Genomic DNA, 18,192 nt, shown 5'->3' with positions numbered 1-18,192 from the left:
TAATATTGGGCTAAATCATAGCCCCCCAAAATGCAGCTTCTAACGATCGGAATCAATCACCACACTGCGCCTGTCGCCTTGCGCGAACGCGTGGCGTTTCCGCTCGAACAGATCAAGCCTGCACTGGACACGTTCAAGAGCGTCTGGCTCGGCCGCACGGCCCGCACGGCGCCGGAAGCGGCGATTCTGTCCACCTGCAACCGCACCGAACTCTACTGCGCCACCGACGACCAGGCCGCGCGCGAAGCCGCGATCCAGTGGTTTTCGAAGTACCACAATCTGCCCATCGACGAACTCGCGCCGCACGTCTACGCGCTGCCGCAGTCGGAAGCCGTGCGCCACGCGTTCCGCGTCGCGTCGGGGCTCGACTCCATGGTGCTGGGCGAGACGCAAATCGTCGGACAAATGAAGGACGCGGTGCGCACCGCGTCCGAAGCCGGCGCGCTCGGCACCTATCTGAACCAGTTGTTTCAGCGCACCTTCGCCGTCGCGAAGGAAGTGCGCAGCACGACTGAAATCGGCGCGCAGTCGGTTTCCATGGCGGCCGCCGCCGTCCGGCTCGCCCAGCGGATTTTCGACAAGGTCTCGAACCAGCGCGTGCTGTTCATCGGCGCGGGCGAAATGATCGAATTGTGCGCGACGCACTTCGCCGCGCAACATCCGCGTGAACTGGTGGTCGCCAATCGTACGGCCGAGCGTGGTTCGCGGCTCGCCGAGCGCTTCAACGGCCGGGCGATTCCGCTGTCGGAACTGCCGGCGCGGATGCACGAATTCGACATCATCGTGTCGTGCACCGCGTCCACGTTGCCGATCATCGGGCTCGGCGCGGTCGAGCGGGCAGTCAAAGCGCGCCGTCACCGGCCGATTTTCATGGTCGATCTCGCCGTACCGCGCGATATCGAGCCCGAAGCCGGCCAGCTCGAAGACGTCTTCCTGTACACCGTCGACGACCTCGGCGCGATCGTCCGCGAAGGCAATGCGTCGCGGCAAGCCGCGGTCGCGCAGGCCGAAGCGATCATCGAAACGCGTGTGCAGAATTTCATGCAGTGGCTCGACGCGCGCAGCATCGTGCCGGTGATCCGCCATATGCACACGCAGGCCGACGTGCTGCGCCGCGCCGAAGTCGAGCGCGCGCAGAAGATGCTCGCCCGCGGCGACGACCCGGCCGCAGTACTCGAAGCGCTGTCGCAGGCGCTCACCAACAAGCTGATCCACGGCCCGACGCACGCGCTCAATCGCGCGAGCAGCGATAACCGCGACACGCTCATCGAACTGATGAGCGGTTTCTACAAGCACTCCGGTTCCACCGAGCGTTAGCGGCGCAGCCAGCGCCGCGCTGTCCGCGCCGCCCGCCAGTGGCGCGCGACATGCTTCCGATCAGGGCATCCGCCCACTCCCCTAGTCGCCGTCCTTGCCGGAGCCCGCTCCGAAACCCGTCCGATGAAAACGAGCATGCAACGCAAGCTCGACCAGCTCACTACGCGGCTGGCCGAACTGAACGACCTGTTGAGCCGCGAGGACATCACCTCGAATCTCGATCAATACCGCAAGCTCACGCGCGAGCACGCCGAGCTTGGGCCGGTGGTCGAGCATTACGCGCTCTGGCGCGAGGCGCGCAGCGACGAGGAAACCGCGCAGGAGCTGCTGGCGGACACGTCAATGCGCGACTTCGCGGAAGAGGAAATTCGCGCGGCACGCGACCGGATGGAGCAACTCGGCGCCGGCCTGCAAAAAATGCTGCTGCCGAAAGACCCGAACGACGATCGTAATATCTTCGTCGAAATCCGTGCGGGCACGGGCGGCGACGAGTCCGCGCTGTTCGCGGGCGATCTGCTGCGCATGTATCTGCGCTATGCCGAGCGCAATCGCTGGCAGGTCGAGATGATGTCGGCGAGCGAATCGGATCTCGGCGGCTACAAGGAAGTGATCGTGCGGATCGCCGGCGAAGCCGCGTATTCGAAGCTGAAGTTCGAGTCCGGCGGTCATCGCGTGCAGCGCGTGCCGGCCACCGAAACGCAGGGCCGCATTCACACGTCAGCCTGCACGGTCGCGGTGATGCCCGAGGCCGACGAAATCGGCGAAGTCGAGATCAATCCCGCCGATCTGCGCATCGACACGTTCCGCGCGTCCGGCGCGGGCGGGCAGCACATCAACAAGACCGACTCCGCGGTGCGCGTCACGCACTTGCCGACCGGCATCGTCGTCGAGTGTCAGGACGACCGCTCGCAGCACAAGAACAAGGACCGCGCGCTGAAGGTGCTCGCCGCGCGCATCAAAGACAAGCAGTCGCACGAACAGCAGGCGAAGGAAGCGGCGACGCGCAAGAGCCTGATCGGCTCGGGCGACCGTTCCGAGCGGATTCGCACGTACAACTTCCCGCAAGGACGGCTGACCGATCACCGGATCAACCTGACGCTGTATCGGCTCGACGCAATCATGGATGGCGATCTCGACGAACTGATCGCGGCGCTCGTCAGCGAGCATCAGGCGGAGTTGCTGGCCTCGCTGGGCGACGCGGACTGACGCACCGATGACACCCGCCACGCCAGACAATCCGACCACCCCGGCTAGCCCGACGGCCACGGCCGCCACGCCCGCCGCACTGCTGCGCGCCTCGCCGCTGCCGCCGCTCGAGGCGCGGATTCTGCTCACGCACGTGCTCGGCTGGCGGCATACGCAATTGATCACGCGCAGCGATGAAGGGCTCGACAGCGCGAGCGTCGAACGTTACCTGGTGTTGCAAGCGCGGCGCGTGGCCGGTGAGCCGGTCGCGCAACTGGTCGGCGCGCGGGAGTTTTTCGGGCTGGAGTTCGAAGTCACGCCGGACGTGCTGATTCCGCGTCCTGAAACCGAATTGCTGGTCGAAACCGCGCTGGCGGCGATGGAAAACATCACGCGGCCGCGCGTGCTCGATCTCGGCACCGGCACCGGCGCGATTGCCGTGGCGATTGCGTCGACGCGGCCCGACGCGCGGGTTTGGGCGCTCGACCGTTCCGCCGGAGCGCTGGCAGTGGCCACGCGCAACGTCACTCGCCTGCTGGACGCGAAACGCCCGGGCGGCGCCATGTCGCTCAGGCAAAGCGACTGGTACGACTCACTCGACGCCGCACTGTGCTTCGACGTGATCGTCAGCAATCCCCCGTATATCGCGAGCGGCGATCCGCATCTGTCGGAAGGTGATTTGCGTTTCGAGCCGCGCGGCGCGCTCACCGATGAAGCGGACGGCCTCAGCGCGATCCGCGCGATCGTCGCCGGCGCGCCCGCTCGCCTCGCCGCTCATGGCGCCTTGTGGATCGAGCACGGCTACGATCAGGCCGAAGCGGTGCGCGCACTGCTAAGCGCGCAAGGTTTCGCGCAGGTGCGCTCGGAACGGGATCTAGCCGGTATCGAGCGGATCAGTGGCGGGCGACTCAGCGGCGAGGCGGCCGCATGCCTCGAACACCCGGGCGAACACTCACAATAGACGCACGGACGAATCGACCTTCGGCCGGCCGTACCGAAATCCGCTATCATTTCAGCCTATTCCCTACACATCACGGAACCGCAAGGTCAGTCATGGATACGCAACAACGCATCAAGCAAATCGTCGACGAAAACAACGTCGTCCTCTTCATGAAGGGCACCGCCCAGTTCCCGATGTGCGGCTTCTCCGGCCGCGCCATCCAGATTCTGAAAGCGTGCGGCGTCGGTGAACTCAAGACCGTCAACGTCCTCGAAGACGACGAAGTCCGCCAGGGCATCAAGACGTTCTCGAACTGGCCGACCATTCCGCAGCTCTACGTGAAGGGCGAGTTCATCGGCGGCTCGGACATCATGATGGAAATGTACGAATCGGGCGAACTGCAACAACTGTTCGCCGCGGCCTGAGCGGCCCCGGCCGTTCCGTTCATCCCGCTAAGGCGCCGCGAGCCATGGAAACACGCGCTGCGGCGCCACGCCGGCTGATCGTCGCGATCACCGGCGCGACCGGCGCCATCTACGGCGTCCGGCTGCTCGAAACGCTGCGCAGGCTCGGCGGCGTCGAGAGCCACCTGCTGATTTCGAGTGCAGGCTGGCTCAATATCCAGCACGAACTCCAGTTGAGCAAAGAAGACGTGCATCCTCTCGCGGATGTCGTCCATTCGGTGCGCGATGTCGGCGCGAGCATCGCGTCCGGCTCGTTCGCCACCGACGGCATGGTGGTCGCCCCCTGTTCGATGAAGACGCTCGCGAGCGTCGCGCACGGCTTCTCCGACAACCTGATCACCCGCGCCGCCGACGTGACGCTCAAGGAGCGTCGCCGCCTCGTGTTGCTCGTTCGCGAGACGCCGTTCAATCTCGCGCATCTGCGCAATATGACGGCCGTCACCGAAATGGGCGGCGTGATCTTCCCGCCGCTGCCCGCGTTCTACAACCAACCCGCATCCATCGACGAAATGGTCGATCACACCGTGGCGCGTGTGCTGGACCTGTTCGCGCTCGGGCCGGCTTTGTCGCCCTCGTGGACGGGTTTGCGCGACGCTCAGAAGTAGCGGACGGCATCCTGCCGCCTCTGCCAGGTATGTTGACGCGCGTCAATTGTCAACAATGGCGACACAATCAATTCTGTTTTCGCCAGTTTATCAAACGGTGGTGTGAGCCTATATTGATAGCAACCCAACTTCTGCGCCGTGTCCTCGCGACTGCGTTGCTGCCATGAACCGCCTACCCTCGCTTTTCCTGTCCCACGGTGCGCCCACGCTGCCGATCGATCCGTCGATGCCGTCCGCGGAGTTCGGCGTCCTGGGCGCGCAACTGCCGCGTCCGGCGGCCGTGCTGATGCTGTCGGCCCATTGGGGCACCGCGCATCCGCTGGCGAGCACGGCCACGACGCCGGAAACCATCCACGATTTCTACGGCTTTCCGCGTCAGTTGTACGAAATTCAGTATCCGGCGCCGGGCGCGCCCGATGTCGCGCGCCGCGCCGCCGTGCTGCTCGGCGCAAGCGGTATCCTCGCAGACACCCAGCCGCACGGGCTCGACCACGGCGCGTGGGTGCCGATGCTGCTGATGTTCCCGCACGCGGACCTGCCGGTCGCGCAGTTGTCGATCCAGCCGCACATGGACGCCGCACATCATTTCCGCGTGGGCCGCGCGCTGCGCGCATTGAGAGACGATGGCGTGATGGTGATCGGCTCCGGCCAGATCACGCACAATCTGCGCGCCGCCGATTTCTCCGCGCGGCCGGAAGATGCCGATCCGCGCGTGACCGAGTTCACGGACTGGTTCGAAACGAAACTCGCCGCGCACGATATCGACGCGCTGCTCGACTACCGCCGCCAGGCGCCGCACGCGGTGCTGATGCATCCGACCGACGAGCATCTGCTGCCCGTATTCGCGGCATTGGGCGCGGCAGACGACGATTATTCGCTGGCCATCCAGTCGCTCGGCACCTATCAGCGCTCGCTCGCGATGACAAACTACGTGTTCGGCACCGCCTGATCCTGGCGCCGGTAAGCCGCACGCAACACCCACGCGGCAGCCAACAAAAAAGCCCGCCTGAGCAACTCAGGCGGGCTTTTTCTCGTCCCGGACCCAACCACGATCCGGCCGACAGGCTCAGCGCGGCGCTTAGTGCGCGCCCATGCCTTCGAGCACTTCGTCGTGGGTCTGACGCTCTTCCAGATACTCCGACCGGTAGCCGCTATTGACGCCCCAGTAGTAGAACACCAGCGAGAACGCGATCACCACCAGCATGTCCCAGCCGTACGGCAGGATGCCGAAACCGCCGAACTCCTTGCTGCCGATCAGCGACAGAACCGCCATGATCGGCAGGTAGGCGACCAGCCACCATGCCGCCTTCAGATCGCGGCCCCAGCCGGCAAAACCCGACTTCGCCTGGAAGTAGAAGTACACCGGCAACGCGACGACCATCAGCAGAATGATTTCGCCGGTGAGCGGCCACCTGGCCCAGTACAGGATCAGCGAGGCGCACACGAACGCGAACGGCGCAATCACTTTCATGCCGACGATATGCAGCGGACGCTCCAGGTCCGTCGCCGCCCGGCGCAGCGCCATCAGGCTGATCGGGCCCGTCAGGTACGAGATCACCGTGGCGACCGAGATCACCGCCGCCAGCGAGCTCCAGCCGCGGAAGAAGAACAGGAAAATGAACGACACGAACAGGTTGAACCACATCGCCTGACGCGGCACGCCATAGAACGGGTGCACGTTGCCGAACATCTTCGGCATCGTGTTGTTGCGCTCCATCGCGTAGATCATGCGGGTGGTGGTCGCCATATAGGTCGTACCCGTGCCGCTCGGACTGACGAAAGCATCCACGTACAACAGGATTGCGAGCCAGTTCAGGTTCAGCGCGATCGCAAGTTCAGCGAACGGCGACGCGAAATTGAAGTGGCTCCAGCCCTTCATGACGTCGCTCGGGTTCACCGCGCCGATATACGCGATCTGCAACAACACGTAGATCACCAGCGCCAGCAGGATCGAGCCGATCACCGCGAACGGCACGCTCTTGGCCGGATTGCGCGCTTCGCCAGCGAGGTTGATCGGGCTCTGGAAACCGTTGAACGCGAACACGATGCCGCTCGTCGCGACCGCCGTCAGCACCGACGACCAGCCGTACGGCGCGAACGTGCTTGCTTCGCCGAAGTTTTCCTTGTGGAAGCCCGTCAGCATCAAGCCGAGAATCGTCGCGCCGGGGATCAGAAACTTGAAGATCGTGATCGCCGAATTGGCGCGCGCGAACAGTTTGACGCCCCAGTAGTTCAGCAGGAAGTAAATGATCACGAGGCCGGCGGACAGCAATAACCCGTTAGTGGTTAATGATCCGTCGACGAAGAGCGCATGCGCCCACGCGTAGGGCCACGTGCTCATGTATTGAATGGATGCCTCGGCCTCGATCGGAATCACCGAAACGATCGCAATCCAGTTGGCCCACGCGCTGATAAAACCGACCAGCGCACCGTGCGAATAGCGCGCGTAGCGCACCATACCGCCGGATTCCGGAAACATCGCACCGAGTTCCGCGTAGGTCAGAGCAATCGCGAGAATCACGACAGCGCCGATGACCCAGGCACAAATGGCGGCGGGACCGGCAATTTTGGCGGCCTTCCATGCGCCGAACAGCCAGCCCGATCCGATGATCGAGCCCAGGCCGGTCAGCAGTAGTGCGAACGGCCCGATGTTCCGTTGTATAGAACTTTTCACGTCTTCTCCTGTATCAGAACCATGTCGGCACCGCGTGACATCGCTTGTGGCGCTGGAGACGGGTGACGCGCATGCATGCGCGACGGACCCATTCTCACAGGTGCAACCGACGCGCGGCGCGTAGTTTAACGGTTGCACCGACTTGATGCAGCGAAACTAAGGGTTCTCCCTGACAAAAAGATCGAGGCGACAGCAAGGTTTGTAAGCAAAAACTGCGCCTACGCATCGAATATTGGTAAAGATTTGACGATACTGTTGACCTTCTCTCGAAATGGCCGTATAACGTCCGGGCAGGATTTCAAGCGGCGAGTGAATTGGTCTTTCGTAGTTCGCCCATCAACGGTACTCCGGTTGGTCCCATTACCCCCTTCCTTGATTTTCATGCACCTTCTGGGCTTCGGCCTTATTTACCATCTTTAGGAACAAGTAATATGGAAACCGGTACCGTCAAGTGGTTCAATGACGCAAAGGGCTTTGGCTTCATCACGCCGGACGGCGGCGGCGAAGATCTGTTCGCGCATTTCTCGGAAATCCGCACGGAAGGCTTCAAGACGCTGCAAGAAAACCAAAAGGTTACGTTTGAAGTGAAGACGGGCCCGAAGGGCAAGCAAGCCGCTAACATCAAGCCGGTGTAAGCGACACGCTTCCTTCTGGACGCAAAAAACCCCGCCTCGGCGGGGTTTTTTTATATCCGTCGCAACTGAATGCGCTGATTATCTTCGCAGTATGCGAGGGATTAGTTTGTTGGTTATCCGAACAGACGCCGGGCGTGAATACCGAGTCCCGTTGCAACGCTGGCGAGTCGATCGCCGAATACCGCTTTCGCATCCGGAAATGCCGCAGCCAATGCGCCCGATAGAAATGCGAGTCCCGTCGACCCGCCTGTGAAATAAACCGCGCTGACGTCGCGCGGCGCGACGCCGGCCACCTGGACTGTATCGCGCGCCGCCTGCACGATGCGCTGCGTCTCATCCTGGCCGGCCCTGATGAGCTGGGCTTCGTCGAAGGCGAGGCGGAGGTCGTTTTCCACTTCGTCGAGATCGATGACGGTCTCGCCGCCGGCGGCCACGCCGATCTTCGCCTCTTCCGCATGGGCCGCCAGCGCGTGGCCCAGACGGCGCTCCACGACGCGCATCAGGCGGTCGTGATGCTTGACCTCGGTAAAAAGGTGCCGCATCAGCGCGAGTTCGCTGACCCGCTTCGGCGCGTAGACTGTATTGATCAGGTGCCAGGTCGCCAGATCGAAATAGACCCGGTTCGGAATCTCGCGCCCTTCCGGATCGAGCGACTGATAGCCGAGCTCGCGCAGAATGGTCGCCAGTTCGACGCGGCGGTCGAAGTCCGTGCCGGCGACGTGCACGCCGTGGTGCGCCAGCACGTCTTCCTTGCGCTCGACACGCTTCATCCGCTCCGGCCCGACCCGCACCAGCGAAAAGTCCGACGTGCCGCCGCCGATGTCGGCCACCAGCACGAGACCTTCTTCCGTCAGATGCGATTCGTAGTCGAACGCGGCCGCGATCGGCTCATACTGGAAATGAATCTCCCGCAAGCCGACCGAGCGCGCCGCGGCTTCGAGCTGCTGCTGCGCCATCCGGTCGGCGCGCGGATCGTCGTCGACGAAAAACACCGGGCGGCCCAGCACTGCGCGATCGATCGCGCCGCCGACGCTCTTTTCGGCCGAGCGCTTGAGGTGATCGACGAAAATCGCGATCACGTCCGTGTACTTGATCGCGGAACCGTCGCCCAGATCCGTCGAGTTTTCGGCGAGCGGCGAGCCGAGAATGCTTTTCATCGAGCGCATCAGGCGGCCGTCGAAGCCGTCGATGTACGCCGCTAGCGCCGCCCGCCCGAATTCGCGGGTGTCTTCGTCGGTATTGAAAAAGACGGAGGTGGGCAGCGTCGTGTAGGCGCCTTCGACTGGCGCGAGCTTGAGCAGAGCGCCGTCAGGCACGGCCACGGCCGAGTTGGAAGTACCGAAGTCAATCGCGCAATAGTTCATGGCAGGCATCGCCGCTCAGCTGGCGCGGACATAAAGGGGAGCGGTTTTGTAACACGAAAGCTCAAGCAGCATCAACTAAGGCTTTCGAGCTGGCCGCAATAAGACAAGAGGTCGCTCGACGGAACGAATATTGCTCTTTTCGACAGGATACGCCGCCAAATTTCCGGATTGAGGAGACTTCAAGCAATGAGCGCGCCGCCGACTGCCGCTGTGCACGAAAAAAACGCCACGCTGATCGAAACGGACCTGCCCTCGCGGCTCGACCGGCTGCCGTGGGGCCGCTTTCATTCGCTGATCGTGGTGGCGCTGGGCGTCACGTGGCTGCTCGACGGCCTCGAGGTGACCTTGGCGGGCGCCGTCGCGAGCGCGCTGAAGTCCAGTCCTTCGTTGCGCTTTTCCAACGCCGATGTCGGCTTGGCAGGCAGTGCATACATTGCCGGTGCGGTGCTCGGGGCGCTCGGCTTCGGCTGGCTGACCGACCGGCTCGGCCGCCGCAAGCTGTTTTTCATCACGCTCGCCGTCTATCTGGCCGCGACAGCGGCGACCGCGCTGTCGTGGAGTCTGGCCAGCTTCATGCTGTTTCGCTTCCTGACCGGCGCGGGGATCGGCGGCGAATACACGGCGATCAACTCGACGATCCAGGAATTCACGCCGGCGCGGGTGCGCGGCTGGACCGATCTGGGCATCAACGGCACGTTCTGGGTTGGCGCGGGGCTTGGCGCGGCCGGCTCGCTGGTGCTGCTCGATCCTCACCTGCTGCCGGCCGACTGGGGCTGGCGCGCGTGCTTCTTCATCGGCGCGGTGCTCGCCCTGGTGATCCTGCCAATGCGCATCTGGGTGCCCGAGAGCCCGCGCTGGCTGCTGACGCACGGCGATGAGCGCGACGCGCGCTCGATCGTCGAAGGCATCGAAACGCGTTTTCGCGCCGAAGGCCACGCGCTCTCCGACGACCAGCTCACACGTCTGCGGCTGCGCGCCCGTGCGCATACGCCGTTGCGCGAGGTGTTCCATACGCTGTTCAACGTGCACCGGCGCCGCGCGCTCGTCGGCCTCACGTTGATGACCGCCCAGGCGTTCTTCTACAACGCGATTTTCTTCACTTACGCACTCGTGCTCACCGATTTCTACCAGGTGCCGGGCGACCACATCGGCTGGTATCTGCTGCCCTTCGCGCTCGGCAATTTTCTCGGACCGCTGCTGCTCGGACGGCTTTTCGACGTAATCGGTCGGCGCAAGATGATCGCGGCGACTTACGGCATGTCCGCGATCCTGCTGACGCTGAGCGGCTACCTGTTCGAGCAGCAGTTGCTCACCGTCGTCACGCAGACGATTGCCTGGATGGTGATTTTCTTCTTCGCGTCGGCGGCGGCGAGTTCGGCGTATCTGACGGTCAGCGAATCGTTCCCGCTCGAAATCCGCGCACTGGCGATTGCAATCTTCTACGCGTTCGGCACGGCGCTCGGCGGCATCATCGGCCCGACGTTTTTCGGGCGGCTGATCGACACGCATCAGCGCAGCGCGGTGTTCTCGGGCTACCTGGTGGGATCGGGGCTGATGCTCGCGGCGGCCGTGGTGGCGGCGATCTGGGGCGTGGACGCGGAGCGGAAATCGCTCGAACACGTGGCAACGCCGCTGTCGAGCCTCGCGGACGAGGTGGAATAAAAAAACGCGCGGACGGTGCCGCGCGCTCTTCGCATCTAGCGCGGCGAGCCGCTCAGAGGGCCTTCTTCCAGCCGCCGCCGTAGGCGACGTCGGCCAGCGGCAAACGCTGGCGCACCGACTTCTCGCGCTCGCGCAGCACCGGATCGAGCTTGTCGACTTCGCCGTAATGGCCAAGCGAAATGATCGCGATCACGTCGACGTCGTTCGGCAGCGCGAATGTCGTGCGGAACGCGTTCGGATCGAAGCCGCTCATCTGATGCGCGGCCAGCCCGAGCGCATGCGCCTGCAACACCAGCGCCATGGCGGCGGAACCGGCATCGTACGCGGCGCAGCGGTTCACTTCACCCTTATTGGTCAGCGTGTGCGTGGTCACGGCGATCAGCACCGGCGCGCGCGAGTTCCAGCCCTGGTTGAACGGCACCAGCGTCGCGAAAGCCTGCTTGAACGAGACTTCGTCGACACTGCGATCAAAGACGAGAAAACGCCACGGTTGCGCGTTGTAGGCAGACGGCGCCCAGCGCGCCGCTTCGAGCACGGAACGCAAATGCTCGCGACTCACCGGCTCGCTCGAATACGCGCGCGGACTCCAACGGCCTGCAATCAGTTCGTGAATGGCAACTTCGGTAGGGGCGGGTTTGTTGGTCATGCGCTTCTCTCGGTCGAAATTCATGATCGCCGGGCGGTCGCCCAGGGTCACATAGGATAACCGGGGTTAGGCGCGCGCGCTCCAACAAGCGGTCAGTTTGTTTCCACGCGGCTTGCAAAAGGAAACGGCCACCGGATTCACCCAGCGGCCGTCGCTTGTTGCTTCGTTGCTTCATTACGAAGCGCAGCTTTACACCGCCTGCGGCTCCGGCACCTTCGCAGGCCGATTGATCCGCAACACGATCATTGCGGCGACCAGACACAGCCCGCCCGAAATCATCGACGCCACCGTATAGGTGCCGAGGCTCGCGCGCAGCATGCCCGCGCCGAGCGCCGCGAACGCCGCGCCGAGCTGGTGGCCCGCGACCACCCAGCCGAACACCACGGGCGCCGCTTCCTTGCCGTAGACGTCAGTTGCGAGACGCACGGTCGGCGGAACGGTCGCGATCCAGTCGAGCCCGTAGAACACGGCGAACAGCGGCAGACCGAAGAAGTCGATACCGAACGCGTGCGGCAAGTACATCAGCGACAAGCCGCGCAAACCGTAATACCAAAACAGCAACACGCGGCTATTGAAGCGATCCGACAGCCAGCCCGACAGCGTCGTACCGAACAGATCGAAGATGCCCATCGCGGCGAGCAGCGACGCGCCCTGCACCTCGGTCATGCCGTAGTCGCCGCACATCGCGATCAGGTGGGTGCCGACGTAGCCGTTGGTGCTCGCGCCGCAGATAAAAAAGCTGAAGAACAGCAGCCAGAAGTCGCGGGTTTTGCTCGCCATGGCCAGCGTGCCAAACGCGATGGCGAGCGGATTCTGTTTAGTCACGGTGCTCGCGACCGGCGCATCGTGCGGTTCGCCGTACGGACGCAGTTTCATGTCGGCTGGGCGTTCGGGCAGCAGAAACGCGACCAGCGGAATCACCACCGCCGCCGCAAGTGCGACGACCCACACGACCTGGCGCCAGCCGTAATGCTCGGCGATGGCCGCGAGCATCGGCAGGAACACCAGTTGGCCGGTGGCCGAACTGGCCGTGAGAATGCCCATGACGAGGCCGCGGCGCGTGGTGAACCAGCGCGTCACCACGGTCGCCGACAGCGACAGCGCCGCGACGCCGGTCGAACCGCCCACCATCACGCCCCAAATCAGCACCATCTGCCACGGATGCGTCATCAGGGACGACAGCGCCACGCCCGCAGCCATCGTGCCGAGTGCGAGGAGCAGCGTGGGGCGCACGCCGAAGCGCTGCATCGCCGCCGCCGCGAACGGCCCCATCAGGCCGTAAAGCGCGATGTTCACGGAGATTGCCAGCGAAATCGTGGCGCGGCTCCAGCCGAACTGGTGCTCGAGCGGCACCATCATCACGCTCGGCGTGGCGCGCGTGCCGGCCGCCGCCAGCAATACCAGAAACACCACCGCGACTGTCAACCAGCCATAGTGGAACCGTCCGCCAATCAGTCTCGCTGCCCAGTTCATTGGTTCTCCAATCGACGCTCCGCCTCGCCGGCTGCGTCGTTCGTATTATTACGGGTTCCGTAAATGACTTGTAACAGATCAGTCACAATAGTGTTGCGATGTTAGTTACTGGTCGGTAACATGTCAAGGCGTCAATTCAGTTCAATCAGGTGTCCCATCATGTCCGAGAGCAACACTCCCAAGCCGACCGGCAAAGCCCGTGCGCGCGGTGCGCAGACGGCCGGGCCGCAGGCGCAGCGCAATCTGCTGCACGCCGCGAGCGAGCTGTTCTATCGCGAAGGCGTGCGCACAGTCGGCGTCGACGCGGTGGTCGAGCGCGCGGGCGTGAACAAGATGAGTCTGTACCGCCAGTTCTCGTCGAAAGACGAATTGGTGATGGCTTATCTGGAACAGCAGGACGAGCGGTTCTTCGGCTACGTCGAGAGGAGTTTCGCCAAGCATCCGGGCGAACCGGCGAAGCAGCTTCAGCAGTATTTCGACGACCTCGCCGTGCGCGCTTCGGTGGACGACTATCGCGGCTGTCCGTTTGTGAACGTGTCGGTGGAGTTTTCGGACCCCGCGCATCCGGCCCGGCAGTTCGTCTTTCGCAACAAGCAGCGTTTGACGGCACGGCTCATCGAACTGTCGACGGCGGCGGCCGCTGACGATCCAGAGGCGCTCGCGAATGCACTGGGTGTGGTAATCGAGGGCGTCTATGCGGCCAGCCAGACTTACGGCCCGGGATGCGGGCCCATTCGGGCCGCGCCGAAAGTCGCCGCGCAGTTGATCGCCGCGGCATGCGGCGGGACGCGCGCGGTTTGATCTGAAGCGGGGTCGAGCCGGGGTTGCGTCTTGTTCGCGCCGGGGGATTGCGCCGGGGGCAAAGCGGTGCGGGTTCGCGCCATTAGAATAGTGCTTTTCCCCATCCGCTTTCATCCGCCGTGTCGCCTGCCATGCCGTTGCCCGCCGAATCCCACGATGCCGTCGTTGCCGCCACCCGTCACTGGCTGACCGAGGCCGTGATCGGGCTCAATTTGTGTCCGTTCGCGAAAGCCGTGCACGTGAAGGGGCAGATTCGGTATGCCGTGAGCGAGGCCGCGGACATGGAGGCCGTGTTGACCGATCTCGAAGCGGAGTTGCAGACGCTGATCGCCGCCGATCCGGAGGCCATCGACACCACGCTGCTCATTCTGCCGCGCGCGCTCGGCGATTTTCTCGACTTCAACGATTGCCTGTTTTTCGCCGACCGGCTCATCAAGCAGCTTCGGCTCGAAGGAGTCGTTCAGATCGCGAGCTTTCACCCTTCTTACCAGTTCGAAGGCAGCGACCCGGACGATATCGAGAACTACACCAATCGGGCGCCCTATCCGATCCTGCATCTGCTGCGTGAAGACAGCATTGAGCGGGCCGTTCAGGCGTTCCCCGATGCGGAAGATATTTACGAACGCAATCAGGCGACGCTGCGGCGAATCGGCCTTGCAGGCTGGAACGAATTGATGAAGCGCTGAACGTACGCGCGCGGACAGAGGGCGGCAGTGCCGGTGGCACTATGGGCACACGACCGCCAAGGCCGTTTCTCTTATTGAAAAAGCTTCGCCGCGCCAGCCGGGACCCACTCAGGCCTCAACAAAAAACCGCTCTTTCAACTCCTGAATACCGAGCGTGTCCATCACCTCATTGAGCCGTTCGGCCGGCCGACGCCTCGGCAGATCCTTGTATTGGGCGATGATCAGTTCGTTTTTCATCGAATGCTCCCAGCCGACCAGTTCGGTTACGCTGACCTGATACCCATGCGCCTCGAGCTGCAGGCAGCGCAGCACATTCGTGATCTGGCTGCCGAATTCCCGCGTGTGCAGCGGGTGCCGCCACATTTCCGTCAACGCATTGCCGAGCGACTTGCCCTTGTTCTGCCGTAGCACACCGGCCACTTCGGCCTGACAGCATGGCACCACCACGATGTACTTGGCGCGCTTTTCGAGCGCGAACCGGATCGCGTCATCAGTGGCGGTATTGCAGGCGTGCAGCGCCGTCACGATGTCGATCTGCGCCGGCAAACGTGTCGACGTAATCGACTCCGCGACCGACAGGTTCAGAAACGACATCCCCGTAAAACCCAGCCGCGCCGCCAATTCTTCGGACTTCGTAACGAGATCTTCGCGGGTTTCAATGCCGTAAATGTGTGAAGCCCCACCCGCCGCGCTCTGAAACTCCTTGAAGAAAAGATCGTAAAGAATAAAACCTAGGTATGACTTGCCTGCGCCGTGGTCGACGAGCGTCAGGGCGCCTTGCTTGTCCTTGAGGTCTTTGAGCAGCGGCTCGATGAACTGGAACAGGTGATAGACCTGCTTCAGCTTGCGGCGGCTGTCCTGATTCATCTTGCCGTCGCGCGTGAGGATATGGAGCTCCTTCAGCAACTCGACGGATTGGTTCGGACGGATTTCGTGGGTTTTGCTGGACATCGTATGAACCGCCATCAATTGCAACGCGAACGTGCGACAGATGACGGAAAAAGGGAAAAGTTGCTGCCAGTTTACCCAAAGTGCGACTCGCTCACCCAGCGAGCCACGGAAACCATGCGAGAAATGCATCAGCCTGGAACGTTTCATGCTCGAAAAGCATCAGGGAAACGTTCCGGGAGTGACTGAAACAGCTTGCGCCCCGGCTCTGGCCGATCGCGCGAGCCGTGTCGCCGATAACAAGAAGCTGCCGGCCGTGGCACCGATCACGCGAACCGAACGCATGTGGGGAGGACGGACCCAGAAAGCGGGCCGAACGTTACGTAACCAGCAGCGCGCCGAGACTTCAAGCGGACGCGTGCTCGGATGATAGAAGAGGCGGCAATGGATACGGTACCCAACGGAAACGTGGAACAGAAATTTCAGGAAATGCTGGCGAAGCTCACCGCGACGCCGGCCTGGTCGGAGAAGCAGCAACTCGAACTGGAAATGGCGCGCGACATCTCCACCGAAATGCTGCGCCTGGCCGAAGTCATGCGCGATGGCAGCGTCGACATGGAAACGTGTCTGACCATGCTCAAGTACGCCAAAGTGCTCGACTTCGTGATGACCACGCTCGCGTCGCGGCGCGACATCAAACCACAAACGCTGCGGGTCATCTTCAAGCTCGCCGGGCTGAAGGTGGACGAGGCGTACCCCGGCTAGCGCTCAGGAGAACGCTTCACGCGAGAACGCCGCGACCCGCGGGCGGCGGCTCCAAGCCGCTTGCCCGGGTCGGACGAGACATCTTTCGTCCACAAGGACGATTCACTCACCCGCGCGGTGCCTCAACCGGCGGTGTGCCTTCATGAAACAGCGTCTTGAGTTGTGCACGCAGTTCCGGCGAATCCGTGTGCTGGTGGATCGCGACGGCGTGCTGCACGGCGGCTTCGAGCAATTCGCTGTCGCTGTCGGCGGATAGCGCGACGGTGCAATTCATTTCGCTCGGGAATTCGCGGCAATCGATGTATTTGCGGCTCATGGCTGGCTCCTTGATTTTTCAAACGATCGCCCCCCATGCGAGCGGCGCACGCGCGAGCCACGACGCCGGCCGTCGCGCGGCGGCGATCGCTGCGCCCCCGGTATTTGCCGGCCTTGCGTGCAGCATTGATCGCAGCGGTGGCCGCGTCGGGGCGGTAAGCAGTCGATGGGCTGGTTTGACGCGAGAAAGACGCGCGCGGCGTCCGAGGGAAGGTGTTTGAAAAGTATAGGTCGCGCGGGTCCGGAACACAGATGCGAACGCGCGGCGGACGACTACGCAAGCGCCTGAACCCGGCTTTTTTCGGCCCCTCGCTCTGGCCGTGCGTTTGCCCTGTGCCGTGTGCGGTGTGAAAATAGCGCCCTTCGCGCCGCTCGGGGTCGTCGGTCCGGCCGGCGCGCCGCTTCTTCCTTCCGCTTATCCGCAGGTCCGCATGCCCTCTTCCCTGGATTCCGCCCGTGTCGCCGTGATCGGCGGCGGCCCCGCCGGCCTGATGGCGGCCGAGGCACTCGCCCGCCAGGGCGTGCAAGTCGACGTCTACGACGCGATGCCGTCGGTCGGCCGCAAGTTTTTGATGGCGGGCAAAGGCGGCATGAACATCACGCATTCGGAGTCGCGCGAGCCGTTTCTCAACCGCTACGGCGCGCGCCGCGAACGGATCGCGCCGCTGCTGGACGTCTTCGGACCCGACGCGCTGCGGGCGTGGTTGCAGGATCTGGGGGTCGACACTTTCGTCGGCAGTTCCGGGCGCGTGTTTCCCACCGATATGAAAGCCGCACCGATGCTGCGCGCGTGGCTGCATCGGCTGCGTGAGACGGGCGTGCGGTTTCATATGCGGCACAAGTGGAGCGGTTGGGGTCCTGACGCGGACGACGCCACCACGCACACGCTGCGGTTCGAGACGCCCGACGGCGAGCGCACCGTAAGCTGCGATGCTGTCGTGTTCGCGCTCGGCGGCGCAAGCTGGCCGCGTCTCGGATCGGACGCCGCCTGGGTGCCGCCGATGGCCGCCCGTCAGGTGCCGGTGACGCCGCTGCGGCCCGCGAACTGCGGCTTCGACGCCGACTGGAGCCCTTATTTGCGCGAGCGTTTTGCCGGTCAGCCGGTCAAGCCGGTTGCCATCACGCTCACCGATGTAGACAAAAACGTCCACAATCGACAAGGTGAAATACTTCTGACCCAAACGGGCCTCGAAGGTAGCCTGATTTATGCGATGTCGACGGCGATCCGCGAGCGGATTCTGGCCGCCGGCGAGGTGACGATCGCGCTGGATCTGGCGCCAGGCTTGTCGCTCGAGCGGGTCGTCGCCGAAGTGACGCGGCCGCGCGGATCGCGCTCGACGGCAAGTCACCTGCACGGACGAATCGGGATTGGCGGCGTAAAACTGGCTTTGCTGCACGAGATTTTGTCGAAGGAGGCGTTTGCCGATGCGCACGGCCTCGCCCATGCGATCAAGGCGCTGCCGGTGCGGCTAACGCGCGCCCGGCCTATCGCGGAAGCGATCAGCACCGCCGGCGGGATTGCGTTCGAGGCGCTCGACGCGCATCTGATGATCGAGCGGCTGCCCGGCGTATTTTGTGCGGGGGAGATGCTCGATTGGGAAGCGCCCACGGGCGGTTATCTGCTGACCGCCTGCTTTGCCAGTGGACTGGTGGCCGGCACGGGGGCAGCGGCGTATCTGAAGGCGCTTAAGGCGCGCGGCGCGCCGACGTGATGCCGCCACGGGTTGCCGCTTTCTGGTCTCGCGGGAACACGCTTCAGCATTTCTTCCGTC

19 protein-coding genes are annotated in these 18,192 nt (G+C 63.6%); 13 read left to right on the top strand and 6 right to left on the bottom strand.

Features of this window, described 5'->3' with window-relative positions; translation table 11 throughout:
* Nucleotides 1-30: 30 nt before the first annotated feature.
* The 6 genes from hemA to ACZ9H4_RS32780 all read left to right on the top strand — a co-directional run bounded on the left by hemA (nt 31) and on the right by ACZ9H4_RS32780 (nt 5,460).
* A complete protein-coding gene (gene hemA, locus ACZ9H4_RS32805; protein ID WP_408146525.1) occupies nt 31-1,317 on the top strand; it encodes a glutamyl-tRNA reductase in 1,287 nt (428 codons plus the stop codon).
* Nucleotides 1,318-1,440: 123 nt separating this feature from the next.
* Nucleotides 1,441-2,523, top strand: a complete 1,083-nt coding sequence (prfA, locus tag ACZ9H4_RS32800) for a peptide chain release factor 1 (RefSeq protein ID WP_408146523.1) — start codon at nt 1,441-1,443, stop codon at nt 2,521-2,523.
* Nucleotides 2,524-2,530: 7 nt separating this feature from the next.
* A complete protein-coding gene (prmC, locus tag ACZ9H4_RS32795) occupies nt 2,531-3,463 on the top strand; it encodes a peptide chain release factor N(5)-glutamine methyltransferase (RefSeq protein ID WP_408146521.1) in 933 nt (310 codons plus the stop codon).
* 92 nt (nt 3,464-3,555) lie between these two features.
* The gene (gene grxD / locus ACZ9H4_RS32790; RefSeq protein WP_121315820.1) at nt 3,556-3,867 is read left to right on the top strand and encodes a Grx4 family monothiol glutaredoxin; all 312 of its coding nucleotides are present in this window, start codon (nt 3,556-3,558) and stop codon (nt 3,865-3,867) included.
* Nucleotides 3,868-3,911: 44 nt separating this feature from the next.
* Complete coding sequence (locus ACZ9H4_RS32785; protein ID WP_408146519.1) at nt 3,912-4,511, top strand: UbiX family flavin prenyltransferase; 600 nt, start codon at nt 3,912-3,914, stop codon at nt 4,509-4,511.
* A 163-nt stretch (nt 4,512-4,674) separates the two neighbouring features.
* Nucleotides 4,675-5,460: a DODA-type extradiol aromatic ring-opening family dioxygenase gene (locus tag ACZ9H4_RS32780; protein ID WP_408146517.1), complete on the top strand. Its 786-nt coding sequence runs from the start codon at nt 4,675-4,677 to the stop codon at nt 5,458-5,460.
* Between the two features lie 129 nt (nt 5,461-5,589).
* Here the strand turns inward: ACZ9H4_RS32780 and ACZ9H4_RS32775 are convergent, their stop codons facing one another.
* The gene (locus tag ACZ9H4_RS32775) at nt 5,590-7,185 is read right to left on the bottom strand and encodes an APC family permease (protein WP_408146515.1); all 1,596 of its coding nucleotides are present in this window, start codon (nt 7,183-7,185) and stop codon (nt 5,590-5,592) included.
* 431 nt (nt 7,186-7,616) lie between these two features.
* Between ACZ9H4_RS32775 and ACZ9H4_RS32770 the strand changes: the two genes are divergently transcribed.
* Nucleotides 7,617-7,820, top strand: coding sequence for a cold-shock protein (locus ACZ9H4_RS32770; protein ID WP_007180251.1), 204 nt, complete (start codon nt 7,617-7,619; stop codon nt 7,818-7,820).
* A gap of 113 nt (nt 7,821-7,933) precedes the next feature.
* Here the strand turns inward: ACZ9H4_RS32770 and ACZ9H4_RS32765 are convergent, their stop codons facing one another.
* Entirely contained in the window at nt 7,934-9,184 is a 1,251-nt protein-coding gene (locus ACZ9H4_RS32765) for an Hsp70 family protein (RefSeq protein WP_408146604.1), read from the bottom strand.
* A 186-nt stretch (nt 9,185-9,370) separates the two neighbouring features.
* On the opposite strand from ACZ9H4_RS32765, the gene ACZ9H4_RS32760 reads away from it, so the two are divergent.
* Nucleotides 9,371-10,846 carry an MFS transporter gene (locus ACZ9H4_RS32760; protein WP_476122480.1) on the top strand — a complete coding sequence of 492 codons (1,476 nt, stop codon included), beginning with the start codon at nt 9,371-9,373 and terminating at the stop codon, nt 10,844-10,846.
* Nucleotides 10,847-10,898: 52 nt separating this feature from the next.
* Here the strand turns inward: ACZ9H4_RS32760 and ACZ9H4_RS32755 are convergent, their stop codons facing one another.
* Nucleotides 10,899-11,492 (bottom strand): nitroreductase family protein, encoded by a 594-nt coding sequence (locus ACZ9H4_RS32755; RefSeq protein ID WP_175164739.1) that lies wholly within the window; start codon nt 11,490-11,492, stop codon nt 10,899-10,901.
* A 189-nt stretch (nt 11,493-11,681) separates the two neighbouring features.
* Nucleotides 11,682-12,965, bottom strand: coding sequence for an MFS transporter (locus ACZ9H4_RS32750; RefSeq protein WP_408146510.1), 1,284 nt, complete (start codon nt 12,963-12,965; stop codon nt 11,682-11,684).
* A gap of 159 nt (nt 12,966-13,124) precedes the next feature.
* Between ACZ9H4_RS32750 and ACZ9H4_RS32745 the strand changes: the two genes are divergently transcribed.
* Together ACZ9H4_RS32745 and ACZ9H4_RS32740 are read left to right on the top strand one after the other, a co-directional pair.
* The gene (locus ACZ9H4_RS32745; protein WP_476122479.1) at nt 13,125-13,766 is read left to right on the top strand and encodes a TetR/AcrR family transcriptional regulator; all 642 of its coding nucleotides are present in this window, start codon (nt 13,125-13,127) and stop codon (nt 13,764-13,766) included.
* 131 nt (nt 13,767-13,897) lie between these two features.
* Complete coding sequence (locus tag ACZ9H4_RS32740) at nt 13,898-14,452, top strand: DUF1415 domain-containing protein (RefSeq protein ID WP_408146506.1); 555 nt, start codon at nt 13,898-13,900, stop codon at nt 14,450-14,452.
* A gap of 108 nt (nt 14,453-14,560) precedes the next feature.
* Here ACZ9H4_RS32740 and ACZ9H4_RS32735 read toward each other — a convergent pair whose 3' ends face one another.
* The gene (locus ACZ9H4_RS32735) at nt 14,561-15,403 is read right to left on the bottom strand and encodes a class I SAM-dependent methyltransferase (RefSeq protein WP_408146602.1); all 843 of its coding nucleotides are present in this window, start codon (nt 15,401-15,403) and stop codon (nt 14,561-14,563) included.
* A gap of 145 nt (nt 15,404-15,548) precedes the next feature.
* Between ACZ9H4_RS32735 and ACZ9H4_RS32730 the strand changes: the two genes are divergently transcribed.
* Together ACZ9H4_RS32730 and ACZ9H4_RS32725 are read left to right on the top strand one after the other, a co-directional pair.
* On the top strand, nt 15,549-15,770 hold the full coding sequence (locus tag ACZ9H4_RS32730) for a hypothetical protein (RefSeq protein ID WP_408155256.1): 222 nt from the start codon (nt 15,549-15,551) through the stop codon (nt 15,768-15,770).
* A 14-nt stretch (nt 15,771-15,784) separates the two neighbouring features.
* Nucleotides 15,785-16,105: a type II toxin-antitoxin system HicA family toxin gene (locus ACZ9H4_RS32725; RefSeq protein ID WP_042329129.1), complete on the top strand. Its 321-nt coding sequence runs from the start codon at nt 15,785-15,787 to the stop codon at nt 16,103-16,105.
* A 106-nt stretch (nt 16,106-16,211) separates the two neighbouring features.
* On the opposite strand, the gene ACZ9H4_RS32720 is transcribed toward ACZ9H4_RS32725, so the two are convergent.
* Nucleotides 16,212-16,421, bottom strand: coding sequence for a DUF1059 domain-containing protein (locus ACZ9H4_RS32720; protein ID WP_408146502.1), 210 nt, complete (start codon nt 16,419-16,421; stop codon nt 16,212-16,214).
* Between the two features lie 430 nt (nt 16,422-16,851).
* On the opposite strand from ACZ9H4_RS32720, the gene ACZ9H4_RS32715 reads away from it, so the two are divergent.
* Entirely contained in the window at nt 16,852-18,132 is a 1,281-nt protein-coding gene (locus ACZ9H4_RS32715; RefSeq protein WP_476122478.1) for a TIGR03862 family flavoprotein, read from the top strand.
* The last annotated feature ends 60 nt before the right edge of the window (nt 18,133-18,192 follow it).

Source organism: Paraburkholderia sp. TE9906, assembly GCF_056279605.1.
Note: the sequence above shows the minus strand (reverse complement) of the source record. Positions and strands in the feature narration are given on the sequence as shown.